Source organism: Streptomyces sp. M-16, assembly GCF_052114405.1.
In the GTDB taxonomy this organism is placed as follows: Bacteria; Actinomycetota; Actinomycetes; order Streptomycetales; family Streptomycetaceae; genus Streptomyces.
Genome location: NZ_JBFRER010000012.1, coordinates 1 through 26,471, shown reverse-complemented (window position 1 = coordinate 26,471; position 26,471 = coordinate 1). Strand labels below are relative to the sequence as shown.

The 26,471-nt window shown below is 74.3% G+C and carries 17 protein-coding genes; 6 read left to right on the top strand and 11 right to left on the bottom strand.

Features of this window, described 5'->3' with window-relative positions:
• Window positions 1–3: 3 nt before the first annotated feature.
• The 3 genes from AB4039_RS08330 to AB4039_RS08320 all read left to right on the top strand — a co-directional run bounded on the left by AB4039_RS08330 (window position 4) and on the right by AB4039_RS08320 (window position 4,032).
• Entirely contained in the window at window positions 4–1,296 is a 1,293-nt protein-coding gene (locus AB4039_RS08330; protein WP_266837830.1) for an IS701 family transposase, read from the top strand.
• Entirely contained in the window at window positions 1,296–2,453 is a 1,158-nt protein-coding gene (locus AB4039_RS08325; protein WP_266837828.1) for an XdhC/CoxI family protein, read from the top strand. Before AB4039_RS08330 ends, AB4039_RS08325 begins: the two co-directional genes overlap by 1 nt.
• A gap of 115 nt (window positions 2,454–2,568) precedes the next feature.
• On the top strand, window positions 2,569–4,032 hold the full coding sequence (locus AB4039_RS08320) for a GuaB1 family IMP dehydrogenase-related protein (RefSeq protein WP_266841493.1): 1,464 nt from the start codon (window positions 2,569–2,571) through the stop codon (window positions 4,030–4,032).
• A 127-nt stretch (window positions 4,033–4,159) separates the two neighbouring features.
• On the opposite strand, the gene AB4039_RS08315 is transcribed toward AB4039_RS08320, so the two are convergent.
• From AB4039_RS08315 to AB4039_RS08280, 8 genes are all read right to left on the bottom strand, one after another.
• Window positions 4,160–4,795 (bottom strand): LuxR C-terminal-related transcriptional regulator, encoded by a 636-nt coding sequence (locus AB4039_RS08315; RefSeq protein ID WP_442270404.1) that lies wholly within the window; start codon window positions 4,793–4,795, stop codon window positions 4,160–4,162.
• Between the two features lie 339 nt (window positions 4,796–5,134).
• Window positions 5,135–6,409, bottom strand: a complete 1,275-nt coding sequence (locus tag AB4039_RS08310) for a histidine kinase (RefSeq protein WP_266837820.1) — start codon at window positions 6,407–6,409, stop codon at window positions 5,135–5,137.
• Complete coding sequence (locus AB4039_RS08305; RefSeq protein ID WP_442270403.1) at window positions 6,406–8,133, bottom strand: sodium/solute symporter; 1,728 nt, start codon at window positions 8,131–8,133, stop codon at window positions 6,406–6,408. The genes AB4039_RS08310 and AB4039_RS08305 overlap by 4 nt, the downstream gene beginning before the upstream one ends.
• Before the next feature lie 120 nt (window positions 8,134–8,253).
• Window positions 8,254–8,529: a hypothetical protein gene (locus AB4039_RS08300; RefSeq protein WP_266837816.1), complete on the bottom strand. Its 276-nt coding sequence runs from the start codon at window positions 8,527–8,529 to the stop codon at window positions 8,254–8,256.
• Between the two features lie 159 nt (window positions 8,530–8,688).
• Window positions 8,689–12,843 (bottom strand): nSTAND1 domain-containing NTPase, encoded by a 4,155-nt coding sequence (locus AB4039_RS08295; RefSeq protein ID WP_442270402.1) that lies wholly within the window; start codon window positions 12,841–12,843, stop codon window positions 8,689–8,691.
• 420 nt (window positions 12,844–13,263) lie between these two features.
• Window positions 13,264–14,082 carry a LytR/AlgR family response regulator transcription factor gene (locus AB4039_RS08290; RefSeq protein ID WP_266837812.1) on the bottom strand — a complete coding sequence of 273 codons (819 nt, stop codon included), beginning with the start codon at window positions 14,080–14,082 and terminating at the stop codon, window positions 13,264–13,266.
• Window positions 14,083–14,204: 122 nt separating this feature from the next.
• The gene (locus tag AB4039_RS08285) at window positions 14,205–15,170 is read right to left on the bottom strand and encodes an SCO0930 family lipoprotein (protein ID WP_442270426.1); all 966 of its coding nucleotides are present in this window, start codon (window positions 15,168–15,170) and stop codon (window positions 14,205–14,207) included.
• 117 nt (window positions 15,171–15,287) lie between these two features.
• Window positions 15,288–16,307 (bottom strand): GDSL-type esterase/lipase family protein, encoded by a 1,020-nt coding sequence (locus AB4039_RS08280; protein WP_266837810.1) that lies wholly within the window; start codon window positions 16,305–16,307, stop codon window positions 15,288–15,290.
• Between the two features lie 355 nt (window positions 16,308–16,662).
• Here AB4039_RS08280 and AB4039_RS08275 point away from each other — a divergent pair, with 355 nt between their 5' ends.
• From AB4039_RS08275 to AB4039_RS08265, 3 genes are all read left to right on the top strand, one after another.
• The gene (locus tag AB4039_RS08275; protein WP_266837808.1) at window positions 16,663–18,132 is read left to right on the top strand and encodes an amino acid permease; all 1,470 of its coding nucleotides are present in this window, start codon (window positions 16,663–16,665) and stop codon (window positions 18,130–18,132) included.
• Between the two features lie 10 nt (window positions 18,133–18,142).
• Entirely contained in the window at window positions 18,143–18,589 is a 447-nt protein-coding gene (locus AB4039_RS08270) for an Lrp/AsnC family transcriptional regulator (RefSeq protein WP_030234152.1), read from the top strand.
• 219 nt (window positions 18,590–18,808) lie between these two features.
• Window positions 18,809–23,425 (top strand): hypothetical protein, encoded by a 4,617-nt coding sequence (locus AB4039_RS08265; RefSeq protein ID WP_442270401.1) that lies wholly within the window; start codon window positions 18,809–18,811, stop codon window positions 23,423–23,425.
• Window positions 23,426–23,460: 35 nt separating this feature from the next.
• On the opposite strand, the gene AB4039_RS08260 is transcribed toward AB4039_RS08265, so the two are convergent.
• The 3 genes from AB4039_RS08260 to AB4039_RS08250 form a co-directional block, all read right to left on the bottom strand.
• Window positions 23,461–23,757, bottom strand: coding sequence for a WhiB family transcriptional regulator (locus tag AB4039_RS08260; RefSeq protein WP_266837803.1), 297 nt, complete (start codon window positions 23,755–23,757; stop codon window positions 23,461–23,463).
• Window positions 23,758–23,854: 97 nt separating this feature from the next.
• The gene (locus AB4039_RS08255; RefSeq protein ID WP_266837801.1) at window positions 23,855–24,979 is read right to left on the bottom strand and encodes an LLM class flavin-dependent oxidoreductase; all 1,125 of its coding nucleotides are present in this window, start codon (window positions 24,977–24,979) and stop codon (window positions 23,855–23,857) included.
• An 11-nt stretch (window positions 24,980–24,990) separates the two neighbouring features.
• The gene (locus AB4039_RS08250) at window positions 24,991–26,358 is read right to left on the bottom strand and encodes an NtaA/DmoA family FMN-dependent monooxygenase (protein ID WP_442270400.1); all 1,368 of its coding nucleotides are present in this window, start codon (window positions 26,356–26,358) and stop codon (window positions 24,991–24,993) included.
• Between the last annotated feature and the right edge of the window lie 113 nt (window positions 26,359–26,471).

Sequence of the window (26,471 nt, the reverse complement as noted above, 5' to 3'; positions counted from 1 at the left end):
CAGATGGCTCGGGTAGTCCTGCCGGAGGATTCCATCAAGGAAATCTCCGATTTGATCGACGTACTGATCTCGCTTTTCTTCGAATCTTTACCCCGGCGGGACCAGCGAAACTGGGCCCGCGTTTATCTGAACGGTCTGGTGCGGACCACCGGGAAGAAAACAATCCGTAACATCGCCGGAACAGGGGCCAGTTCCGTCGAGCAGAGCCTCCAGCAGTTCATCAGCAAGTCCCCCTGGGACTGGACCCCCGTACGCCGCTCGCTCGCCCAGCACCTGGAACGCACCGCCCAGCGTCCGCTGGCCTGGGTCGTGCAGCCCATGGTCATCGAGAAGGCCGGCGACCGCTCCGTCGGAGTCGGCCGCCAGTTCGTCCCCCAGCTCGGCCGCACCGCCAACTGTCAGCAGGCGGGCGGGATCTGGCTCGCCTCCAGCGAGGCCAGCTTCCCCGTCGAATGGACCCTCACCCTCCCCGGGCCCTGGACCAGCGAACTGCTGCGCCGCCGCCGGGCCGGCATCCCCGACACCGCACGCTCCCTCACCCCCGCCCAGGACGCCGTCCACGCCGTCCAGCGCATGGCCGCGACCTGGCAGCTCCAGCGCCGCCCGGTCGTCATGGAGGTCTCCAACACCGACCTGCCCCAGACCATCGAGGCCTTCGCCCTCCAGGACATCCCCTTCGTCCTCAAGGTCGACGGCTCCCTGCCCGTCTCCTTCGGCGGCGCGGGCCGCCACAAGCCCGGGCCGCACACCGCGCCCGCCCGCGAGCTCATCGACTCGCTGCGCTCCCAGCGCCGGGTCGTCGAATGGACCCGGCACGGCCGCGCCGAGGGAGCGGTGACCCTGCTCACCTCGGCCCCCATCCTCGCCACCCCCGCCGAGGACCGGCCCGTGCCCGCACCGCCCACCCCGCTGCTGCTCGTGGGAGCCTGGACCGAAGCCGCCCTGCTGCCCTCCGAGTTCTGGATCACCAACATCGGCGACCGGCCCCTCGCCCAGCTCTTCCTGCTCGCCAAACTCACCGACCGGGTGACGCTGGACTTCACCGAGACCTGCGAACCCGTCGGCATCCGGGACTTCGAGGGCCGCTCCTTCCGTGGCTGGCACCACCACGCCACCCTCGCGAGCGTCGCCCACGCCGCCCGGCTGCTCAGCACCGGCGGCCGGCACCCCGACCCCGTGCCCCTGACGTCCGCCCCCGCCCGCTACACGGGCGCACCGGCCGCCAGACCGCCCGCCGTCCTGCCCCCGCGACCGCTGATCCCCGGGCAGTCGCCGCGACGCGCCGTCATCCGCTGATGCTCGACATCGCCGCGGCCCTGCGGACCTGGTGCGCGGAGCGGCGGGAGTTCGCGCTGGCCACCGTGGTCTCCGTCAGCGGCAGCGCGCCGCGCGGACCGGGCGCCTCCCTGGCCGTGGACGCCGCCGGCACCGCTCTCGGCTCCCTCTCCGGAGGCTGCGTGGAGTCGGCCGTGCACGAGCTGTGCCTGGAGGCCATCGCCTCCGGCAAGGGCGGCGTGCACCGCTTCGGCTACAGCGACGACGACGCCTTCGCGGTAGGGCTGACCTGCGGCGGGATCCTGGACGTGCTGGTCACCCCGGTGCGCGGACAGGACCCCGTACGGCCCGTGCTCGGCTCCGTGCTCGACGCCGCCGCCGACGGGGCCGGGGTCGCCCTCGCCCGCGTCGTCAGCGGCCCGCCCGGACAGTCCGGGCAGGCCCTGGCCGTCCACGCCGACGGCACCTGCGTGGGCGGCCTCAGCGGCGGCGCGGCCCTGGACCGGGCCGCCGCCGAACGCGTACGGGCCCTGCTGCTCGCCGGGCGCACCGGCACCGCCGAGCTGGGCACCGCCGGCGGGCTGTGCGGGGAGCCGCTGACCCTCCTCGTCGAATCCGCCGCCGCACCGCCCCGGCTGATCGTCTACGGGGCCATCGACTTCGCCTCCGCCCTGGCGCGGATGGGGGCCTTCCTCGGGCACCGGGTCACCGTGTGCGACGCCCGGCCCGTCTTCGCCACCCCGCAGCGTTTCCCCGGCGCCGACGAGGTGATCGTGGACTGGCCGCACCGGCACCTCGCCGCGGAACACGCCGCCGGGCGCCTGGACACCCGTACGGCCGTGTGCGTACTGACCCACGACGCCAAGTTCGACGTACCCGTCCTCGCGCTGGCCCTGCGGCTGCCGCTGGCCTACGTCGGCGCCATGGGCTCGCGCCGCACCCACACCGAGCGGGCCGCCCGGCTGCGCGCCGAGGGGGTGACCGAGGCCGAGCTGGCCCGGCTCAGATCACCGATCGGCCTGGACCTGGGCGGGCGCACCCCCGAGGAGACGGCCCTGTCCATCGCCGCCGAGTTCACCGCCCTGCGCCACGGGGCCCCCGCCACACCCCTCACCGGAGGCCTCCGGCCCCTGCACCGGACGGCCTCCTTCCGGGGCCCCGGGACCAAGGTCCCGTAGGAACCGACCAGGCGGCCCGGTATGTCCTGGACGATCGGCCCGGGCGGCATGAACCCCCGGACATGGGAGAATGAAGTACGTGCGTTTCCTCGGCTGACCCGTCGAGGTACCTCCGATCGACTGGGAAGTTCAGCACGTGCGTTTCCTCAATGACCTGAAGCCGCCGTACGACCTGACGTACGACGATGTGTTCATGGTGCCGAGCCGCTCCGCGGTCGGCTCCCGCCAGGGCGTCGACCTCTCCTCGCCCGACGGCACCGGCACGACCATTCCGCTCGTCGTGGCGAACATGACCGCCATCGCGGGCCGCCGGATGGCGGAGACCGTGGCGCGCCGCGGTGGAATCGTCGTCATCCCCCAGGACATCCCGATCGAGGTCGTCACCGACGTCATCTCCTGGGTGAAGACCCGCCACCTGGTGCTCGACACGCCGATCATCCTGGCGCCCACCCAGACCGTCGCCGACGCGCTGTCCCTGCTGCCCAAGCGGGCGCACGGCGCGGGCGTCGTCGTCGACTCCGAGGGCCGCCCGGTCGGCGTCGTCACCGACCACGACCTGAGCGGCGTCGACCGCTTCACCCAGCTCTCCGAGGTCATGTCGAAGGAGCTGCTGCTCATCGACGCCGACATGGACCCGCGCGACGCCTTCAACCAGCTCGACGCCGGCCACCGCAAGCTGGCCCCCGCCGTCGACAAGGACGGCCGCCTCGTCGGCATCCTCACCCGCAAGGGCGCCCTGCGCGCGACCCTGTACACCCCGGCCACCGACGCCAACGGCAAGCTGCGCATCGCCGCCGCCGTCGGCATCAACGGCGACTTCGTGGGCAAGGCCAAGCAGCTGCTCGACGCCGGCGTGGACACGCTCGTCATCGACACGGCCCACGGCCACCAGGAATCGATGATCAGCGCGATCAAGGCCGTCCGCGCGCTGGACCCGCAGGTCCCGATCGTGGCCGGCAACATCGTCGCCGCCGAGGGCGTCAAGGACCTCATCGACGCCGGCGCCGACATCATCAAGGTCGGTGTGGGCCCCGGCGCCATGTGCACCACCCGCATGATGACCGGCGTGGGCCGCCCGCAGTTCTCCGCGGTGCTGGAGTGCGCGGCCGAGGCGAAGAAGTACGGCAAGCACGTGTGGGCCGACGGCGGCGTCCGCCACCCGCGCGACGTGGCCATGGCGCTCGCCGCCGGTGCCTCCAACGTCATGATCGGCTCCTGGTTCGCCGGTACGTACGAGTCCCCGGGCGACCTCCAGCAGTCGGCCGACGGCCGCCTGTACAAGGAGTCCTTCGGCATGGCCTCGGCGCGCGCCGTGCGCAACCGGACCTCCGAGGAGTCGGCCTACGACCGCGCCCGCAAGGCGCTGTTCGAGGAGGGCATCTCCACCTCGCGCATGTTCCTCGACCCGACGCGGCCGGGCGTGGAGGACCTGATCGACTCGATCATCGCGGGTGTCCGTTCCTCCTGCACCTACGCCGGTGCCGGCTCCCTCGCGGAGTTCGAGGAGAAGGCGGTCGTCGGCATCCAGTCCGCGGCGGGCTACGCCGAGGGCAAGCCGCTGCACGCCAGCTGGAGCTAGTCCCCGTCCCGGTGGCCCCGGCCCGCCCCGTCAGGGCGGCCGGGGCCACCGGCGTACCCGGACCGGCGGCCTCGTGTCCGGCGGGGCCGCCGCTCCGGCTGCGCGCCGCCGCTCACCGGTCCCGTACTCAACCGGGACCGGGTTCGGTGCCGCCGTGGCGACGGAGGTAGGCCAGGACGGCGCGTACCCGGCGGTGGCCGCTGTCGCCGGCCGACAGGCCGAGTTTGAGGAAGACGCCGCCGATGTGCTTGTGGACGGCGTTGTCGGTGACGAACAGCCGCTGGGCGATGGTGGCGTTGTCGTGCCCTTCGGCCATCAGCGCCAGGACCTCGCGCTCGCGGGGGGTGAGGGCGTCGACGGGATCGCTGCGGACGGCGAGGAGCCGGGCGATGACCTCGGGGTCCATGGCCGTGCCGCCGGCGGCCACGCGGCGCAGTGCGTCGGTGAACTCCGCGATCCGGCTCACCCGGTCCTTGAGCAGATAGCCGATGCCGCCGCGGCTGTCGGAGAGGAGGCGGCCGGCGTATTCCTGCTCCACGTACTGGGACAGGACCAGGACGGGAAGTCCGGGGCGCTCGCGGCGGGCCCGGAGGGCGGCGCGAATGCCCTCGTCGCGGAAGGTCGCGAACGGACCGACGTCACCGAACAGATCGTCCCCGACCTCGGCGGCTACGTCTCCACCACGGAGGACGTCAACCGCTTCTTCCGCGCACTGCTGGGCGGCAGGCTGCTGTCCGGGGCGCGCATGGCCGAGATGCGGCACACCGTCCCCGTCGACAAGCGGGTCGAGGACGCTACGGCCTCGGCCTGGTCAGCCGCCCCCTGACCTGCGGCGGCAGCTACTGGAGCCACGAAGGGGGCGAAGCCGGCTACATCACCCTGAACGGCGCCACCGACGACGGCGCCCGCGCCGTCACCGTCTCCATGTCCACCAGCTTCAACGACCCCGATGAAACGCTCCGGCAGCACCGGGCCGGCAGCGACCTCGTCGACCGGGCGCTGTGCGACACCTCCGGCGACAGCCGGGGAAGGTGACCGCCCGACCCGGGCGGCGGCCGCCCCTCGGGTCAGGCCGCCCCTCGGGTCAGGCCGGGCCGTCCGGTCAGGCCGGGCCGTCCGCGGGATGCCACGGCCCGGCCCCCTCGGCTCGCCTTCCACCCCTTCCCGGGCCCGAAGGGTGCACGCCCGCACGGTATTTGGGAATCCGAACGGTGACCTTCAAGCCGGCGCCGACCCCCGTCTCGATGACGAGCCCGTGCGCGTCCCCGTAGACCTGGCGCATCCGCTCGTCGACGTTGGTCAGCCCGATCCCCGAGGAGGCCTCCGGGCGCTCCCCGGCCAGGATCCGGCGCAGCAGCGCCGGATCCATCCCGACGCCGTTGTCCTCGATGGTCAGCACCGCCTCCGCGCCGGCGTCCCGGGCGGCGATGGTGATCCGGCACTCCCCGGTGGAGTCCTCCACCCCGTGCTTGACGGCGTTCTCCACCAGCGGCTGCAGACACAGGAACGGCAGCGCCACCGGCAGCACCTCGGGCGCCACCTGCAAGGTCACCTTCAGCCGGTCCCCGAACCGGGCCCCCGCCAGCGCCAGGTACCGCTCGATCGAACGCAACTCCTCGGCCAGGGTGGTGAACTCGCCGTGCCGGCGGAAGGAGTAGCGGGTGAAGTCCGCGAACTCCAGCAGCAGTTCCCGCGCCCGCTCCGGATCGGTCCGCACGAACGAGGCGATCGCGGCGAGCGAGTTGAAGATGAAGTGCGGGGAGATCTGCGCCCGCAACGCCTTGATCTCCGCCTCCATCAGCCGCGTCCGCGCCCGGTCCAGCTCCGACAGCTCCAGCTGTACGGAGACCCAGCGCGCCACCTCCGTCGCGGCCCGCACCAGTACCGCCGACTCCCGCGACCCGTAGGCGACCAGCGCCCCCAGCAGCCCGTCCTCGCCCGTCAGCGGGGCGAACACCGCCCACTTCAAAGGGCAGCCGGGCCGCTGGCACTCGGTGCGCACGCTCTGGCTGCGCCCGGACTCCAGCATCACCGCCACCCGCGCCATCGCCCGCCGCTGGTGGTGGTCGGCGCCCGGCCCGTCCCAGGCCAGCACGGCCTCGCGGTCGGTCAGGCACAGCGCCTCGGTGCCCAGCAGCGAGCGCAGCCGCCGGGCGGCCTTGCGGGCGGCGTCCTCGGTGAGCCCCGCCCGCAGCGGGGGAGCGGCCAGCGAAGCGGTGTGCAGGGTGTGGAAGGTGGCCCGCTCCACCGGGGTGCCCAGGTCCGGCCCGGCGGCCCGCTCCGCGCGCCCGGCGTGCCACCGGCCCGCGGCCCAGCCCAGCCCCAGCAGCAGGGCCGCGGCCGCCAGCGCCGGCACCACGAGCGCCGCCCCGCTCACCGGGCGCCCCCCGCGGCCCGCTCACCGGCCACGTCCTCGGGCAGGTGCAGCCGGGCCAGCGCGGCGGCCGTCCCCGCCGGGATGCGGGACCGGGTCGCCAGCGACACCGTCACCATCGTCAGGAAGCCCAGCGGCACCGACCACACCGCGGGCCAGGCCAGCAGCGCGTGGGCCCAGCCCGCCGGGACCAGCCCGGATCGGGTGGCCACCACCGCGCCCAGCGCCGCACCGCCCCCGGTGAGCAGCCCGGCCACGGCCCCGGGCGGGGTCAGCCCCCGCCACCAGATGCCGAGGACCAGCAGCGGGCAGAAGGAGGACGCCGAGACCGCGAAGGCCAGCCCGACGGCGTCGGCGACCGGCACGTCGGTGGTCATGATCCCGCCCGCGAGCGGCACCGCCATCGCCACCGCCACGGCGAGCCGGAACGTTCCCACCCCGCGCCGGGGCAGCACGTCCTGGTGCAGCACCCCGGCCACCGCCATGGTCAGCCCCGAGGCCGTCGACAGGAACGCGGCGAACGCGCCCCCGGCCAGCAGCGCCCCCAGCAGGTCCCCGAGCAGCCCTCCCAGCATCCGTTCCGGGAGCACCAGCACCGCGGCGTCCGCGTCCCCGGTCAGCGCCAGCTCGGGTGCGTAGATCCGGCCCAGCGCCCCGTACACCTGGGGCAGCAGGTAGAACACCCCGAGCAGGCCCAGCACGACGAGCGTGGTGCGGCGGGCGGCCCGCCCGTGGGGGCTGGTGTAGAAGCGCACCGCCACGTGCGGCAGGCCCATGGTGCCGAGGAAGGTGGCCAGGATCAGCCCGTAGGTGGCGTACAGCCGGTGCTCCCCGCCGGACAGCGCCTTCGACCAGCCGGGAGCGTCCGGGCCGGGGCCGGAGTGGGAGTCCGGGACCACGCTGCCGGGGGCGAACTCCAGGCGGGTGCGGGCCGCGACGGAGTGCCGGCCGCTCTCCAGGGTCACCGGGACCCCGGCGTGGTCGGCGCCGTCCACCCGGCCCGTCACCGTCACGGTGAGCGGCGCGTCCACCGAGAGCCGTACGTCCTCGCCCAGGGTGACGGCGGTGTGGTCGCGGAAGACGGCCGGGGCGTCGAAGGAGGCGCGCGGAGCGCCGTCCCCGGCCCAGGCGGCGATCAGGAAGAAGGCCGGCACCAGCAGTGCGGTGAGTTTGAGCCAGTACTGGAACGCCTGCACGAAGGTGATGCTGCGCATGCCGCCCGCGGCGACGGCCGCCGTGACCACGAAGGCCACGACCACCCCGCCCACCCAGTGCGGGGCCCCGGTCAGCACCTCCAGCGTCAGCCCGGCCCCCTGCAACTGCGGCAGCAGGTACAGCCAGCCCACGCCCAGCACGAACAGCACCGCGATCCTGCGCACCGCCCGCGACCGGAGCCGGGCCTCGGCGAAGTCGGGCAGCGTGTACGCGCCCGAGCGCCGCAGCGGGGCCGCGACCAGCACCAGCAGCACCAGGTAGCCGGCGGTGTAGCCGACGGGGTACCAGAGCATCTCCGGCCCCTGGAGCAACACCAGCCCGGCCACCCCGAGGAAGGAGGCGGCGGAGAGGTACTCCCCGCTGATGGCGGCCGCGTTGAGGCGGGGGCCCACGGTGCGGGAGGCGACGTAGAAGTCGGAGGTGGTCCGCGATATCCGCAGGCCCAGCGCCCCGACGAGGACGGTGACCAGGACGACGACGGTGACCGCGGTCAGCGCGTACGTCTGGTTCACCGGAGGTCCTTCGACGGGGGAGGGGAGGGAAGCCTCCGGAGTCTACGCAGCCGCCCGTCCCCGGCGACAGGCGCGAACCGGGCACCTGCGCGGGGGTTCCGGCGGGTCGCGGCTCGCTGGTCAGAGCACCGGATCGTGGTGCTGCGCGCAGTCGCGCAGGGCGATCTCCAGCTCCACGTACGACTCCTCCGCGCGCCGGAAGGCAAGGGTCAGGGCCGCCTCCACCCGGGGCGGCAACTGCCCGCGGGTGCCCTCCTGCGCCTCGTACAGGACCTCCGCCCAGCGGGCGGCCGCGCTGCGCAGCCGGGCGAGCAGCGCCTCGGCCTCGGCGGGCCCGTCGGCACGGGTCCGGGGAAGTCCGGTCAGCGCGTCCAACAACGCCTGGATCTCGGACATCTCGCTCCTCCCGGGCCGGAAGATCACACGATACGCGCGGCCCGCGCCACGGGCGGGCGGCTCGGCGGGCGCTGCGGCCGACGGGCCCGGCGGATCGCCGTACGCCCCCCGTGGCGCGACGAACGGCGCATCGGTACGCCGGGCGGTCGGGCTCCGGCATCAGCGGGAGGGACACACCGCACCGGCCGCGTGGCCCGGAAGGTAGGTGGACCGTTCCTGCGCGGTGAGGTCACGGTTGACGGCATGACAGATCCTCTGGATCGCCGCCGCGGGCTGGAAGAGGACGTCCCACAGCCGTACGGTCTCGTCGGCGCTGCCGCTGGCGAGGGTGTGCCCGTCCGGGCTGAACGCGACCGACAGCACCGCGCCCTGGTGGCCGGAGAACTTCTCGCGCGCCTTGCCGGTGGCCACGTCCCACAGCCAGATGCTCCAGTCGTCGCTGCCGGTGGCGAGGGTGCGCCCGTCGGGGCTGAACGCCACCGAGGTCACCGCGTAGACGTGGCCGTACAACGTGGTGCGGGTCTTGCCGGTCGCCACGTTCCACAGCCGCACGGTGTGGTCACGGCTTCCGGTGGCGAGGGTGCGGCCGTCGGGACTGAACGCCACCGCCGCCACCGGTTCGTTGTGGCCCGTCAGCGTGGCCTGGGTGATGCCGGTGGCCGTGTCCCACAGTCGCACGGTGTTGTCGCCGCTGGCGATGGCGAGGGTGTGCCCGTCGGGGCTGAACGCCACCGACCACACCTCGTCCGGGTAGCCGGTGGACGCGTTGCCGGCCTTGCCCGTGGCCGTGTTCCACAGTCGCACCGTCTTGTCGTCGCTGCCGGTGGCGAGGGTGCGCCCGTCGGGGCTGAACGCCATCGACTGCACCCAGGCGGTGTGGCCGGTGAGGGTGTGGCGGAGCTTTCCGGTGGCCGGATCCCACAGCCGGACGGTGTTGTCGTCGCTGCCGGTGGCGAGGGTGCGGCCGTCGGGGCCGAACGCCACCGAGGTCACCGGGTCGGTGTGGCCGGTGAGGGTGCGGCGGAGCTTTCCGGTGGCCGCGTCCCACAGCCGGACGGTGTTGTCGCCGCTGCCGGTGGCGAGGGTGCGCCCGTCGGGGCTGAACGCCACCGAGTTCACCCAGTCCTTGTGGCCGGTCAGCGCGGGGCGGTTCGTACCGGTGGCCATGTCATACAACCGCACGGTGTGGTCGGCGCTGCCGGTGGCGAGGGTGCGCCCGTCGGGGCTGAACGCAACCGCGTACACCTCGCCGACGTGCCCGGCCAGCGTGGTGCGGGCCGCGCCGGTGGCCGTGTCCCACAGCCGGACGGTGTGGTCGGCGCTGCCGGTGGCGAGGGTGCGTCCGTCGGGGCTGAACGCGACCGACGTGACCTCGTCGGTGTGGCCGGTGAGGGTGTGGCGGAGCTTTCCGGTGGCCGTGTTCCACAGCCGTACGGTCTCGTCGGAGCTGCCGGTGGCGAGGGTGCGTCCGTCGGGGCTGAACACCACCGCATACACGAGGTCGGTGTGGCCGGTGAGCGTGCCGAGGTGTTTTCCGGTGGCCGCGTCCCAGAGCCGCACCGTCTTGTCGTTGCTGCCGGTGGCGAGGGTGTGTCCGTCGGGGCTGAACGCCACCGCGTACACGTCGTCCGTGTGGCCGGTGAGCTTGGCGCGGGCTTTTCCGGTGGCCGTGTCCCACAGTCGCACCGTGTCGTCGAGGCTGCCGGTGGCGAGGGTGTGTCCGTCGGGGCTGAACGCCACCGCGTACACGTCGTCCGTGTGGCCGGTGAGCTTGGCGCGGGTCTTTCCGGTGGCCGTGTCCCACAGCCGCACCGTGTCGTCGTCGCTGCCGGTGGCGAGGGTCCGTCCGTCCGGGCTGAACGCCACCGATTCGACTCCCTTCGCATGGCCGGTGAGCGTGGCGCGGGTGGTGCCGGTCGCCACGTTCCACAGCCGCACCGTCGTGTCCGCGCTGCTGCTGGCCAGGGTGCGTCCGTCGGGGCTGAACGCCACCGACCACACCTCGTCCGTATGGCCGGGCAAGCGCTGCCGCAGCGGGCCGGACGCGTTGTACGCCAGGCTTTCGACGGCTTCGGGGGTGCGGTGGGTGCGGTACGACTGGACGGCCAGCAGTGCGGCGAGGTCGGGGTTCGCGCCCATGAGCGTGTTGGACTGGGCGGCGAGCTGCCGGGACAGGGCCTCCTGGCGCTGGGTGACGGCCGTCCGCCATTGCCAGAGGGCACCTCCCACCGCGAGCAGCGCGAGGACGAGCAACGTGGCCAGGACCGCGTTGAGACGTCTGCTGCGCCGGATGACGGCCTGCTGGCGCTCCTGGCTCGCGGTCAGGAAGGACGCGACGTCACTCGGCAGGCGCCGCTGCCGCGACCAGTCCAGGCCCTCGGCGAGGGCCGTTCCTCCGAGCAGGTCCCCGGGGTCGTTGCCCGCGGCCCAGCGGGCACGCCGGTCGCGGGTGTGGTCGAACCACTCCTGGAAGCGGTGGTCCTGGCTGACCCATTCGCGCAGCGTGCCCCAGTCCTGGATGAGCGCGTCGTGGATGAGCTCGGCGACCGGCGGCCCCGCAGGGGCGTCCGGGTGCCCGGGAACGAGGGGGGTGTGCGTGGTGATGATGCGGTGGCGGGTGAGGACGGCCAGCACCTCGTCGAACGCGTCGTCGCCCTCGGGCCCTGCGCCGGGGTCGGCCGCCAGGTCGCGCAGTTCGTGAAGGGGGACCTGTGCGCGGATGGCGGGGATGTGGTGGGTCAGGTCGGCCGGCCGCACCAGGGAGGTCAGGATCCGCTGTGCGACGGGGCGGTGGTCGGGGGGCAGCTCGTCCATGGCGGTGTCGCACCACGTGGTCAGGCTGCCGGTGACGCCGCCGATGCGCCGGTACGCCTCATGCGTGAGGTAGCCGTCCCGGCGCCGCTCCCACAGCTGGCTGAGCGTCAGCTCCAGCAGGGGCAGCACGGTCACGGGTGCCTCGCGGGACGCGGTGCCCTCGGGAGTGGTGGCCAGGACGTCGCTGATGATCTGCTCGGGCAGTCCGGGCTGGAAGCGTGCTCCCGTGCGCTCGGCCGGCAGGGTGATGATGTCGTGCAGGTCCTGCTGGCTCAGGGCGCTCGGCACGTTGAGCAGTCCTGGCATCGCCGCTTCGAACATGCGGGCCAGGGCTGCCAGCTGGGGGTAGAAGTCGTCCCGCATGATCAGGATGATGCTGAGCTCGGCACGTGACTTGACCGCTGCGGTGATCTCGTTCGTGGCCGCCAGGCGGCGCTCGTGCTGGAGGCCGCTCGCCGACTGGACGAGGAGCTCCTCGAACTGGTCGACGACCAGGACGACGCGCCGGTAGGAGCGTTCGGCCGCGAGCTTGCGGGTGACGGCCGCGGCGATCCCGTCGGTGGCGGCCCCGGGCAGTCCGGCGCGTTCCAGCTCGGCCAGCAGGTCCTGCCTCGGGCGGGCGACCACGGGCAACCACCGGTCGCTCTGCGGCAGTTCGCCTGCGGCCAGCGCGGGCAGGACACCCGCCTCGACCAGGGACGACTTGCCCGAACCGGATGGTCCGAGCAACAGGGTGAGCCGCTGCTGCCGGGCCAGGTTCGCCAACACCTGCCGCACGGCCCCTTCCCGGCCTTCGAACCACTGGGCCTGCTCGGCGGTGAACGGCTCCAGCCCCCGGTAGGGGCACACCTCCCGCTCGGCCAGCTCGGGCCACACCTCCCGCAGCACCTGCGTGGGCGTGACGTAGGCGATGCCGAGCCCCCTCTCGTGCTGGTCCGGTGCGGCGATCTCGGTGAGCATGCCGATGACCAGACCCGTCACCTCGTCGACGACCGGACCGCCGCTGAAACCCGTGGTCAAGTCGTTGGCGGAGGTCAACTGCAGATGCACGCCGCGGCCCGCGGCCGCCGGCAGTAGATCGCCGGCCACCCCGAAGCCGAAGTGCCCGCCGGGCGGGGCCTGGGCGGGGAACCCGAACGAGCGCACCGGGTGGCCCCGGCAGCCTGCCGCGGCGCCCATGGGCAACCCCTCCATGCCCTCCGCGGTACCGCTCAGGCGCACGATGGCCACGTCCTCGTCCTCGGGGGCACGCCACGGCCCCTCCAGGACGCGTCCCTCCACGATCCGGGGCGCCCCGGCCAGGTGGGGGAAGGCCAGCCGCACCTGCTCGCCCGGGCCCGAGCCGGCCCCGCTCAGGACATGGGCACAGGTGACCAGGACGTCCTCGGAAAGCAGGAAGCCCGCTCCGGCCACCTCGCCGCCGGGCCCGAGGACCTGGGCCACGGCGGAGAGCAGTTCCGGTGAGCGGTCGCTGCCGGGCCTCGTGCCGGTGGTGGCCACGGGATTCAGTCCGAGCTCGCGGCGGTCCTGCGCCGGGCGGTCCGCTGGGTGCGCGTCACGACTCCTCCTTCGGCCGTTGTGCTCGCCCCGGCCGGCAGCCGGCGGGGGTGCCGTCGGTGCTGACGCGGACTCCGTTGTCAACAGGGGTACGGCCCCGGCCGCGCGCGCCATGGCGGGCCAGGCAAGGCGATGGACACCTGGACCGGGCATCTCGCGGACGCCGGAAGGGGAAGCGCCCGTGGGCGGGAAGAGCGGGAAGGGTGGGAAGAGCGTGACGGTCGGGGCGAGGTCGCTTCCGGCTGYGAACGGCTCCTTCGACGCCCCTTTCCAGGATGGGTGCATCCGGCCCGTACCGCATCCGGGGGCAGGACGCGCCCGGATGCGGTGGCCCGCGGCCTCGCCCCGGCGGGGCCAGGGAAGCTAGCCCGTCGCCTGGCGCATCAGCAGGTCCCGCAGGTGCCGTGCGTGGCGGCGGCTGACCTGGAGTTCCGACGAGCCCACCCGCACGCTCGTGGTCCCCGCGTCCATGCGCAGTTCGTCGATCCTGCCCAGTGCCACCAGGTGGCGCCGGTGGATCCGGACGAACCCGCGGGCCGCCCAGCGCTCCTCCAGGGTGGACAGCGGGATCCGCACCAGGTGGCTGCCCTCGTCGGTGTGCAGCCGGGCGTAGTCGCCCTGGGCCTCCACGTACGCGATGTCCGCGATCGCCACGAACCGCGTGACGCCGCCCAGTTCGACCGCGATCTGCTCCGGGCCGCGCTCGATGGCCCCGGCCCCCGCGGCGGCTCCGGCTCCGGCGGCGGCTCCGGCCCGGGCAGCGGCCGTCTCCGGCTCCGCCCCGTCCGGCCGGCCCAGCAGGGCGCGGGCCCGCCGGACCGCCTCCGCCAGGCGCTCGGGACGGACCGGCTTGAGGACGTAGTCGACGGCCTTGAGGTCGAAGGCCTGGACGGCGAAGCCCTCGTGGGCGGTGACGAACACGATCAGCGGGGGACGGGCGAACCCGGTCAGCAGCCGGGCGATGTCCAGTCCGGTCAGTCCGGCCATCTGGATGTCCAGGAACACCACGTCGATGCCGTCGGGTCCCTCCGGTCCGCTCTCCAGCGCCCGGGTGATCCGGCGAAGCGCTCCGGTGGCGTCGGAGGCGCCCTCCGCGCTGCTGATCCGGGGGTCGGAGCGCAGCAGGTAGAGGAGTTCCTCCAGGAGCGGTTTCTCGTCGTCGACGGCCAGTACGCGCAGCATGGAGGTCACCTTAGGCAACGGGGCCGCCCCGGGAAACGGCGCGCGGCCCCCSCCCGGGGGGAGGGGGGCGGGGACCGCGCGGATCGGGAGTGGGGGGCGTGGGACGTGGCGAGGGGCGGGGGCTACTGGACGGTGATGAGCTTGCCGTCGGGGGCGACGGCGTACCAGGTGCCGCCCACGCCCTGGCCGTTGGTGTCGCCGGCCTTCTTGTCACCGGTGAAGGTGTAGACGGGCCAGCAGTTCACGGTCTGCTGCTTCTTGCCGTCGGGCCGGTCGAGGACCAGGTAGTTCTTCTCGACGATGCCCTTGGCGTTGGCCTTGTCGACCGGCGGGACGACCGGCCACTTGGCGACGCAGTCGCCCTCGCACTTGGAGACCATCGGCCAGGCGGTGTCCGGCTTGAAGCGGTAGACGGTCATCCCGTTGCCGTCGACGATGTGCTCGCCGAGCTTGGGGTCCTTGGCCACGGTCAGCGCGCCCGCGGTCTGGCCGGCGCCCGCTCCCGTCCCCGCTCCGGCCCCGGCGCCCGCGGCGGGCTTCGCGGCCTTCTTGCCGTCGGGGGCCAGGGCGAACCAGGTGCCGCCGACACCCTGCCCGTTCAGGTCGCCCGCCTTGGTGTCCTTGGCGAAGCGGTACGCGGGCCAGCCGGCCACCGTCAGCTGCTTGCTGCCGTCCTTGCGGACCACCTCGCCCAGCACGGCGGGATCCATGCCCGCGGCGGCGGTCGCGTCGCCCGCCGGGACCGCGGGCCAGGCCTTGGCGCAGTCGCCGTCACAGTTGGAGGCGGGCGGCTTGGCGGTGTCCTTGTCGAAGCGGTAGAGGGTGAAGCCCGCGCTGTCGGTGAGGACCGAGCCCAGCTGGTCGGTGGAGGCGATCGCCAGCTGCCCGCCGGCCTTGGCCTGGGTGGCCGCCGCGTCCTGGGCGGGCTTGTCGTTGCCGTAGGGGTCGGCGGCGGGCGCCTGGGCGTCGGCGACGGCACCGGCCGGCTTGGTCGCGTCGGCCGCCTTGTCGTACCCGCCGCAGGCCGTCGCCGCGAGGGTGACGACGACCGCGACCGCGGCCAGGGAAGTTCCGCGCTTGATGCCCATGTCGTTCTCTCCCACGTCTGGTGTCTGCCGAGTCCGTCGCCGGAGGATCGGCAACTTGTGCAGGACACGGTGCGGCGGGAGCGTTCTGTTCAGCGGGGCCGCTATGACCTGTTTCACTCACACGCCGTCGAACCCGGCCCGCCGGGCGGCCGTGACCACAGCGAGGCCGAGGATCCGGTGTCCCTCGTCGTCGGGGTGCAGTCCGTCCGCGAGGTGCTCGGGTCCCAGCAGGTCACGGCCCGGCAGCAGGACGAGCCGGCCGTCCCCGGCGGCGATCCGGTCGCGGGTGGCCCGCTCCATGGCGTCCCGCAGGGCGCCCAGGGTCGCGCCGAGGCGGTTGGGAGTGCGTTCGGCGTCGGGGCGCAGCACCGGGGAGAGCAGCAGCAGGGGAGTGCGGGGATGGCCCTGGCGGATCAGGTCGAGGAACGTGCGGGTGGTCTCGTAGAGGAGGGGGGCGGTGAAGGGCACCCGGGACCAGCAGTTCGTGCCGAAGGCGAGGGTGAGGACGTCGGCGGGGAGGGTGGCGAGCTGCTCGGCGGTGGCGAGTTCCCCGCGCGCCGCGCCCGCGTAGCCGAGGTTGACCGTGTCCCAGCCCAGTGCCCGGCCGGCGACGGCGGGCCAGCCGTGGGCGGGCCGGGTGGACCACCAGCCCTCGGTGATGGAGTCGCCGTGCACCACCCAGCGCGGGCCCCGGGGGGCGGGTGCGAGGGGGCCGCCGATCCCGCGCAGGCCCAGGACCGCGGGGGACTGGGCCTCGGGCGGGTGCAGGGTGAAGGGGCCGCCGCCGCGGGGCAGCGGGACGCGTACGACGGACTCGGCGGCGGGCTCGGTGAACACCTCGGTGATCCGGCCGTGGCGGTTCCACAGGGCGAAGCCGTGCGCGAGGTCGCGCAGCGCGTCGGTGGGGCCCGGCACGGTGGCCCGGTAGCGGATCTCCACGGCGTGCGCGGACCCGGCGGTGAACTCCAGCCGGACCCCTATGGGCAGGGTGGCGCGCTCGCCGGTGTCCCAGGGCAGTCGCATCGTGTCGGCCGGGTCGGCGCGCACGGGGCGCCCCTCGTGCAGCCAGGCGACCCCGCGCAGGAACGGTCCGGGATCCAGCCACCGCTCGTCGGACTCCGTCTGCGTCGGCTTCACTCTTCGCCTCCGATCGTCGGACAGGGGGGACCACGGGGGCACGCTGCGGCATGTCTGATGCTGTGTCAAGAAAGGGGGTCGAGGGAGGGCTGCGCAGTGATCGATCATCTGTGCGCAACAAACGGCCATCCCGGACAGATCCGCGCAATGATCGTTCGCCAATGTGCAAGGATGGTGCATTACGGGCGGTATCACTCAGCTCGTAGGCTCACTCGCTGTACGTGGAGTGGCGCGGACCGCCWGCTCGGCGGTCCCCCCATGCCCAGACAGGGTTCATCCCTGCCTGAGAACTGCTCCGGACCGCTGCGGTCGACGCCTGACAGTCCCCCATCCGCAGTGTCAAAGGAGTCCCTTCGTGCTCGATCACGGCCAGGCGCCACCGCTCACGTCCGAGCCCCGCAAGCCCGCGCACCCCCTGCTCCGCCGCAAGCCGGTGGAGCGTCTGGTCGCCGAGGGCGGCCAGGGCGAGGGCGGTACGCTGCGCCGCTCGCTCACCATGTGGCAGCTGACGATGATCAGCATCGGCGCCACCCTGGGCACCGGCATCTTCGTCGTCCTCGGCACCGCGGCCCCCAAGGCCGGCCCGGCCGTCACGATCTCCTTCGTCATCGCGGGCCTGACCGCGCTGTTCTCGGCCCTGTCCTACGCCGAGCTGGCCGGCTCCGTGCCGGTCTCCGGCTCCTCGTACTCGTACGCCTACGCCACCATGGGCGAGCTCATAGCCTGGATCTGCGGCTGGTGCCTCGTCCTGGAGTACGCCGTCTCCGTCGCGGCCGTGGCCGTCGGCTGGGGCCAGTACCTCAATGAGCTCCTCGACGGGACCATCGGGGTCACCATCCCCGGGGCGGTCTCCGCACCGCTGGGCGACGGCGGGTTCATCAACCTGCCGGCACTGGTCGTCGTCCTGCTCTCCATGGTCTTCCTGATGCGCGGCGCCAAGGAGAGCGCCACGGTCAACTCGATCATGGTCGCCGTGAAGATCGTCACGCTGCTGCTCTTCATCGGCATCGGCGTCATGGGCATCAAGTCCGGCAACTACACCCCGCTCGCCCCGCTCGGCGTCACCGGCATCAGCGCCGCGGCCTCCACGCTCTTCTTCTCCTACATCGGCTTCGACGCCGCCTCCACCGCCGGTGAGGAAGCCAAGGACCCGAAGAAGGACCTGCCGCGCGCGATCATGCTCTCGCTGGGCATCGTCACCGTCCTCTACGTCCTCGTCGCCTTCGTCGCCGTCGGCGCCATGCCGTGGCAGGACTTCGAGGGCACCGAGGCCGCGCTCGCCCAGATCATGACCGACGTCACCGGCCACAGCTTCTGGGGCGTCATCCTCGCCGCCGGCGCCGTGGTCGCGATCTTCTCCGTGGTCTTCGCGGTCCTCTACGGCCAGACCCGCATCCTCTTCGCGATGTCCCGCGACGGCCTCGTCCCCAAGGTCTTCGCGAAGGTCGACGAGAAGACCGGCGCCCCCCGCGCCAACGTCGTCATCGTCTCCGTCTTCTGCGGCCTCCTCGCCGCCTTCATCCCGCTGGGCAAGCTCGCCGATGCCACCAGCATCGGCACCCTCTTCGCCTTCGGCCTGGTCAACGTCGCGGTCATCATCCTGCGCCGCACCAAGCCGGACATGCCGCGCACCTTCAAGGTGGCGCTCTTCCCGGTCACGCCGATCCTCGGCTTCCTCGCCTGCGCCTACATGATGTTCAGCCTCGATACCCCCACCTGGCTCGTCTTCGGTGGCTGGATGGCCGTCGGCCTCGTGGTGTACTTCACCTACGGCATCCGCCGCTCCCGCCTGGCCACGGAAGAAGTGGCCACAGCAGAAAAGTGATCCACCCGCAGTGCGACTGAACGATCTCGACGAACGCATCGTGCACGCCTTGGCCGAGGACGCCCGCCGCTCCTACGCGGACATCGGCTCCGAGGTCGGCCTCTCCGCCCCCGCCGTCAAGCGGCGCGTCGACCGGCTGCGCGCCGAGGGAGCCATCACCGGCTTCACGGTCCGCGTGGACCCGGCCGCGATGGGCTGGGAGACCGAGGGCTTCATCGAGATCTACTGTCGCCACAACACCTCGCCGGACGACATCCGGCGCGGGTTGGAGCGGTACCCCGAGGTGGTGTCCGCGTCGACCGTCACCGGCGACGCGGACGCCCTCGTCCAGGTCTTCGCCTCGGACATGCGCCACTTCGAGCGGGTGCTGGAACGCATCGCGGGCGAGCCCTTCGTGGAACGCACCAAGTCGGTACTGGTCCTCTCCCCCCTCTTGCGCCGCTTCACGTCTGTTTAGGGGAGGCTTCGCCTCCGGGGCGCTGATGCCGTGCTCTCAGGGGCGTACGTCCTCAGAAACCGCTCGTTCCTCGCGGTTTCCTCCGGGCGTGCGCCCCTGAGAGCACGGCGCGCCCCTTCGGCTCAGCCTCCCCGTGCGGGCTGCGAGGTGGGGGCGGGCCCTTTTTGCAGCCGAACCGGGGGCCGGGGGGCTGTCACAGGGGCGTGCCAGGATCGGCGCATGAAGATCCAGATCCTGCCGCCGGCCGACCCGCACCGCTCGACCGTCTACCCGGACTGGGCCGCGGCCCACGATCCCGCCCGGGCCGCGGACGCCGCCGCGCTCTTCGGAGAGGCCCTCTCCACCCTCCACACCGCCTACGAGAAGCCCGGCCGGTACGTGGACGGCCTGGAGCGGCGGGTCCGGGCCCTGGAACCCGCCCACCTGCCCTGGTTCTGGGACGCCATCGGGCACCGGCTGATCCCCTGGCACCGGCGCTCCGCCGCCCGTGCCCACGCCCTCGCCCGCAAGGCCGAGCAGACCCACCGGCTCCCCGTCGACCCCGACTGGCACCGGGCCAACACCCTGCTCTTCGCCCGCGCCGGAGCACTCCCCGCCACCGCGATCGGGGCCCACCAGACCTGGCTCGCCGCCACCCTGGACCCCCGGGCCGCGCACCAGGAGTTCGTACGCTTCCTGGAGGCGTGGGCCGCCTCGCCCGGGGAACCCCCCGCCGACCTGGCCCGCCGCCTGCGGCTGTCCGTCCGCGCGGCCGGAGCCGACACCGCCGAGGAGGCCCGGGTACTGGGCGCCCTGCTCGGTGCCTCCCGCGGCAAGGACGTCCCCGACCGGCTGCTCGACGCCGCCACGGCCCTGCTGACCGAGCACCCCCCGGCCGACGACACCGCCGCCCTGCTCCTCGACCTGTTCCCCGAGAGCCGCGGCGACGCGAGCGCCTGGCTGCGGCTGCTCCTGGCCTGCGGGGCCGCCGACGCCGCCGCGGCCGGGCGGATCGTCCCCGAGGGCGGCCTCGACGGCTGGTTCGCGCGCTACACCCACCGCTTCGGCCACGGCCGCTCCGGCAGCGGAGTCATGCGCCAGCCCATGCCCGCCGAACTCTTCGAGCTGCTGACCCGCTGGGCCCCCCGGCTGCGCGCCGCCGCCCCGCTGCGCCTGCACGAGGACCGCTACCGCCACCCCGGGCTCGACGCCGACCTGCTCGACGCCTGCCTCGCCGAGGGCATCGCCGTCGAGGACCCCGGACCGGCCGTGCGCCTGGAGTTCTGGGACGGCCGCTCCCGGCGCGACCTCAAGGCCCTGGCCGCGGACCCCGTCTTCGGCTCCCGCCTGGAGGGCACCGTCCACGAGGCCCTGCGCACCGCGGGCAGCGCCATCACCCGCCTCCCGCGCAACGCGGGCATCGCCGCCGGGGTGCACAGCCGGGTCGAAGCCCTCCTCGACGCCCTGCGCGGCGGCGGCCTCGCCGCCGCCGACGAGGCCGTCGACGAGCTCCACGCACTGCTGGACCGCCCCACCGCCCGCGCCCTGGACGGCATCGAGGAGGCCCTGGCCGCCCTGGACCTCACCGGCCCCCTCGGCCGCGCCCTGCGCGCGGGGCTCCCCGAGGAGTACGGCTGGCCCGCCCTGGAGGAGGCCGTCGCCGAGCTGGGCGGCCCCGACCGGGTCGTCGGGGTGACCAGCACCTGGCCCGTCCTCACCGTCTACGGCCCGGACCGTGCCTTCGCCGTCGACCACGCCGGCCGGCGCGGCGCCTGCACCTTCCGGGTGTCCGGGACGGAGGGGGACGCCCCGGCCGGCGCCGCGGCGGCCGCGCTCACCGTGCACCACATCGGCGGACAGTTCCTCGTCGCCTGGAGCACCGCCCCCAAGAGCGGCTTCCCCGACCGCGCCTTCTGGAGCGACCGCCCCGACGACGTCTTCGAGCCCGAGCAGACGTACGGCATGCGCCGCTACGGCGGCATGATCCAGGGCGGCCTCGGCTACCAGTTCGCCACCCCCGACGGCACCGGCCGCCACGACGGCCACAACGTCCTGCGCGCCGGCGGCCGCGAGGGCATCGGTTCGCACGAGGTCCAGATGAGCGACGGCCACCGCTTCTGGAGCGCCGACACCTTCTGCTCCTGGGGCAGCTGGACCCGCGTCGACCCCGACACCGGGGAACGCGGCACCGACCGCACCCCGCCCGCCTTCCACACCGCCGCCGAACCCCCGCCCGGCACCCAGCTCTTCGGGGACGTGCAGTCCCTCGCCGCGCTGCCCCCTGACGCCCCCGCCTCCCCGCTCGGACAGGACGGCCGCCTCGTCGGCTTCCGCGTTCTCAACCGCACCCCCTACGCCGGCCCCTCGCCCCGCGAGTTCGTCCTCCAGGGCACCGACGGCCGCAGCGCCTCCTACCGCAGCCGCCGCCTGGGCCGCCGGCCCTGGGGGATCCTGCGCATGCCCGTGGGCGGCGAGGACGCGGTCCTCGCCGGCCAGGAGACCGTCCGCTGCCACTCCGCCGAGGACAACTCCCCGCTCTGGCAGGTCCACGGCTTCCCCGGCTCCGACCGCCGCCGCACCCCCGGCTTCGGCGACGGCGCGGGCCCCGTCCCGCCGCCCGCGTTCTGGCACTTCCTGACCCCCCGCGACGAAACCTCCTCCCAGACCCTGCGCGCCGTCGGCGACCCCGCCGTACGGGACCTCCTCGACGCCGCCCTGCACGACGACCCGGCCCCCGCGCTCCCCGGGGCGCTCGAACCGCGGATCGCCGAAGGCGTCGCCCGCGCCGCCCACCGCGCCGCCGACGTCCTGCGCCGCCGCCGGGCCCTGTCCCGCCGCGTCGCCCTCATGCGGGCCGAACCGGCCGTGTCGCTGCGCACCGAAGTGCCCGACACCGAACTCACCCCCGCCCTGCACGGGTTGCTGCCCCACCAGCGCCGCTACCACGGCAGCCCCGAGCCCCAGCCGCAGCCCGCCCTGCTCACCGCCGTCGCCGCCGACGGCCGCCACCTGCGCGGGGAGATCGACGAGGAGACCCGCCTGCTGGCCCTGCCCGCCGGCCACGCGCCCTGGCAGCCGCTCGTGGGCCGGATCGGAGCCGTCGCCTGGCGGGCCTGCGCCGCCACCACCCCCGACGGGGAGCGCGCGGCCCTCGCCGCCCTGCTGGAGACCTGGAGCGGACAGCCCTTCGCCGAACCGGGCAGCACCTGGCGCACCGGCCGCGCGGCCACGCAGGCCCTGACCGCCGTCCGCTCCGCCGGACGCCCCCTCTCCTCGGCCGCCGCCGACGGCGGCGGGGAATGGTTCCTCCAGCGGGCCGCCGACCCCGCGCCCGACGGCGCCGAGGACTGCGAGACCCCCACCGTCGACGCGGACGACACCGCCCGTCTGCCCCGGCTGCTGGAACTGCTCGCCGAGCGGGGACCGCTCACGGCGTCCCCCGCCGCCCGGGAGGCCTTCGCCCGGCTCACCGGCGTACGCGGCCCCGTCGCGGCCCTGGTCCTCGCCGGGTTCCCGGGCCGCGACCGCTACGACGAGCACCAGCGCCTGCTGGGCGGGCCCCCGTACAAGGCGACCAAGGCCATGGTCGCCGCCTACGACGAGCTCTGCCGGGCACTGGGCGCGGCCGGACGCCGGGCGGTCCTCGCCGCCGGCCTCCCGCAGGACCCCGCCGAACTGTGGGAGCCCACCGGGACCACCGCCGCCGCCGAAAGGATGGCCGCCGCCTGGAACGGGCTCCTCGGCGCCGAGGAGCCCACCGACGAGGAACTGGCCTCCGCCCTGGAGGCCGAGCTGGGCCTGCACGAGAGCTGGGCCCGGAGCCTGCCCTCCGGACGCGCCCCGCAGGGCGACCCCTTCGGCGAGGACGGCTTCCTCCTCACCCGGGACCGCAACGGCGTCCCGGAACTGCGGTACGCCGAACCGGACGGCACCGCCGGGCGCTGGGTGGCCCCCACGGCGCCCGCCCACCGGACGGCCGCCACCGTGATCGCCTGGGCGCTGGCGGAACGCCCCGTCGGGGATCCCGCCCGCCACGGGGCCCTGCTCCTGCACCGGCGGCTGCGGGAGCAGCTCGCGGGCCYCGGAGCGCTGATCCCCCTCGGACGGCTGCCCGGCCTGGGGCGCGCGGTGACCACCGACCCGGCCTTCGCCCCGTACCGGGGGACGGTCCTGCCCGGCCCCAGGCCGATGGAGGAGGGCGTCGTACCCGACACCGTGTACGACGACGGGACCCTGCTGGTCGCGGCCCCCTCGGGCGAGACCTTCCTGCGGGCCGCCGCCCTCACCGCCCCGGGCGGAGCGGAACGGGCCGCCGCGACGTGCGGAGCCCGGGCACCGGCCTGGATCCTCGACGACCTGCCGCGCACCGTCCGGCTCCTGGAGGGACTCGACCGGCTCGCCGCCCGCGCCGCGGACACCCCCGTGCCCGAGGGCGGTTACGAGACCGACCCCTCGCTCAGCGCCCCCGGCCTGGTGGCCGAGGTCGCCCGGACCCTCGGGGTCGGCGCGGACGCCGCCGCCCTCCACCTCCAGCTGCTCGCGCTCGCCCGGCCCACCGACCGGGCCGTACGGCGCTGGAACGGCTGGACGGCCGCCCGGCACAAGGCGGCCCAGGGCGAACTCGTCGCGGCGGGGGCCGTGGAGAGCGGCAAGCGGGCCCGCGCGGGCCGCACCGCCTTCCTCCCCGGGGACTGGGCGGACCTGAAGGCCCCGCACCTTCCGCTGGAGAAGGCCAAACTGGACGGCCACCTGGCGTGGGCCGGGGGCAGGAACCTGTACGCGATGACGCTGCGGCTGCTGGCCCCGCTGCCCCCGCACGAACTGTTCGCCCGGGCCTGGGAGGAGGCGCGCCCGTAACGGGCCCGGTGCTACCGCCCGTAACGGGCCCGGTGCTACACCGACACGGTCCGGGCGGCGGCGCCGGACAGCAGCCGCCGCCGCTCCTCCTCCGTCAGCCCGCCCCACACCCCGAAGGGCTCCCGGGTGCGCAGCGCGTGCTCCAGGCAGGCCGCCCGCACCGGGCAGCCCTGGCACACCCGCTTGGCGGCCTCGTCCCGGTCCTCGCGCTCCTCGCCCCGCTCTCCGGCGGGGTGGAAGAACCTGCCGGGGCCCAGGCCCCGGCAGGCGGCCCGTGCCTGCCACTGCCAGTGGTGGTGCGCGGCGCCGGGCAGACGGGAGACGTCGTTCACGGCAGATCCCTTCCGTAGGTTTCGTGGCTCCTCCCGCGTCTGACCGCGAGCAGCCCCGCGAAACCCGGCGGCGCGGACCGCCTCCGGCCGGCACCGGTCAAGGACGCCGGGCCCACTCCTCGGCCAGCAGCCGGTACGAGCGCACCCGGTCGGCGGGCGAGTGCGTGATCGTCGTGATCAGCAGCTCGTCCGCGCCGGTGGCCTCCCGCAGCCGCTCCAGGTGGTCCGCGACGGTCGCCGGCGACCCCGTGAACTGGGTCTCCACCCGGTCGGCGACCAGCGCGTGATCGGCCGCCGACCAGCCGGCCACCAGCTCCCGCGCCTCCCGCGGCGAGGGGAAGGGGATCGCGCCCTCGGCCGTACGGATGCTGCGCACCCAGGGGGCGTATCCGGCGGCCAGCTCCCGGGCCTCGGCGTCGTCCGGGGCCACCACCACGTCCGCGGACACCGTCAGGTACGGCCGCTCCAGCGCGGCGGACGGCTTGAAGGCGGCCCGGTAGCCCTCCGCCGCCTCCAGCACGCTCGCCGGGCTCACGTGGTAGTTCGCGGCGAAGCGCAGCCCGTTCGCGCCGGCCGCCTCCGCGCTCTGCCCGCCGCTGCTGCCCAGGATCCACACCTGGACGTCGGCCCCCTCACCGGGCACGGCGTGCGCCTCCACCCCCTCCGGGGAGCGGTATTCGCCGCGTAGCAGGGCCAGTACGTCGCCCACCTGCTCGGCGTAGTCTTGCGGGCCGGCCCCGGGCAGGTTCAGCAACCGCTGCTGGAGGGCCACGCGCGGGTGGCCGAGGAGGTGGGCGAAGGAGAACCGGGGCGGTATCCGCAGCCCGCCCGGCGTCCACCCCTCGAAGGGCGGGGCCGCGTCCGGCGCGGGCCGCGGCGGACGGCCGGCCGAGCGGCCCAGGCCCAGGTCGAGGCGGCCCGGGTGCAGGGCGTCGATCAGCCCGAACTCCTCCACCGTCGACAGCGCGGTGCGGTGGCCCAGCTGGACGGCCCCCGACCCGATCCGGATCGTGGACGTGGCCGAGGCGGTCAGCGCCAGCAGCACGGCGGGCGAGGTCCCGGCCACCCCCGGGTTCAGGTGGTGCTCGGCGAACCAGTAGCGGGCGTAGCCGAGCCGCTCGGCCTGCCGGGCGAGGGCGACGGTGTGGTGCAGCGCCTCGGTGGCGGTGGAGCCGGACGGGACGGGGACGAGGTCGAGGACCCCGAGGGGGGTACGGGACACGGTGCTCCTCCTCAGGGGCCGGTGGGGGCCGGGATCCGCGCCGAGGCCAGGCCCAGGTGGTCGCGCAGGGTGGGGCCGGAGTACTCGCGCCGGAAGACCCCCCGTTCCTGGAGCAGCGGGACGACGGTGTCGGCGAAGCCGTCCAGGCCGCCGGGCGTCAGGTGCGGGACGAGGATGAAACCGTCGGCCGCGTCCTGCTGGACCAGGTCGTCGATCGCGGTGGCGACGGTGGCGGGCGAGCCGATGAAGGTCTGCCGTCCGGTCGTCTCGATCACCAGCTCCCGGATCGACAGCTTCCGGGCGGCGGCCAGCTCCCGCCACTGCCTGGCGGTGGCCAGTGGGTCGCGGAACATGCGCACGCTGGCCCGGCCCCGCGCGACGGTGTTCTCCCCCGGGACCGGGTCGGTCTCCGGGAGCGGGCCGTCCGGGTCGTAGGCGGACAGGTCCCGGTTCCAGACGTGCTCCAGGTACTTGATCGCCGTGGCCCCGCTGACCTGCGCGAGGCGTACCTCGCGGGCCAGTTCCCGGGCGTCGGCGTCGGTGTCACCGAGGACGAAGGTGGCCGCGGGCAGGATCTTCAGCCGGTCCGGGGTGCGGCCGTACCGGGCGAGCCGGCCCTTGACGTCGGCGTAGAAGGCCCGGCCCTCCTCCAGCGTGGCGTACCGGCTGAAGATGGCGTCGGCGTCGGCCGCGGCGAACTCCCGGCCCTCTTCCGAATCGCCCGCCTGGAAGATCACCGGTCGGCCCTGGGGGCTGCGCGGCACGTTGAACCGCCCCGAGATGTCGAACTGTTCGCCCCGGTGGACGAAGGCGCCCGCGCCCGCGTCCCGCAGGAAGACCCCCGACGCCGGGTCGGCGAGGATCTCGCCCCCGTCCCAGGAGTCGAACAGTTCGCGGGCGGTGGCCAGGAACTCCCGCGCCCGCCCGTAGCGTTCCTCGCGCGGCAGGAAGCCGCCGCGCCGGAAGTTCTCACCGGTGAAGGCGTCCCAGGACGTCACCACGTTCCAGGCGGCCCGGCCGCCCGACAGGTGGTCGAGGGTGGCGAACTGGCGGGCCACCTCGTAGGGCTCGTTGAAGGTGGAGTTGATGGTGCCGGTCAGGCCCAGGTGCTCGGTCACGGCGGCGAGGGCGGAGAGCACCGTGAAGGTGTCGGGCCGGCCGACCACGTCCAGGTCGTATATCAGGCCGCCCTGTTCGCGCAGCCGCAGTCCCTCGGCGAGGAAGAGGAAGTCGAAGCGGGCGCGTTCGGCGGTCCGCGCGAAGTGGACGAAGGAGTCGAAGTCGATGTGGCTGCCGGCCTCCGGGTGGCTCCACACGGTGGTGTTGTTGACCCCGGGGAAGTGCGCGGCCAGATGGATCTGCTTGAGGGGTTTGCCCATGGTGGTACGTGTCCTCCGGGTCGTGGCCCGTGCGTGGTGGCCTCCGCGGTCGTGGCCTCTGCGGTGGTGGCTTCCGCGGTGGTGGCTTCCGCGTCGCGGGCCGTGCGTCGTGT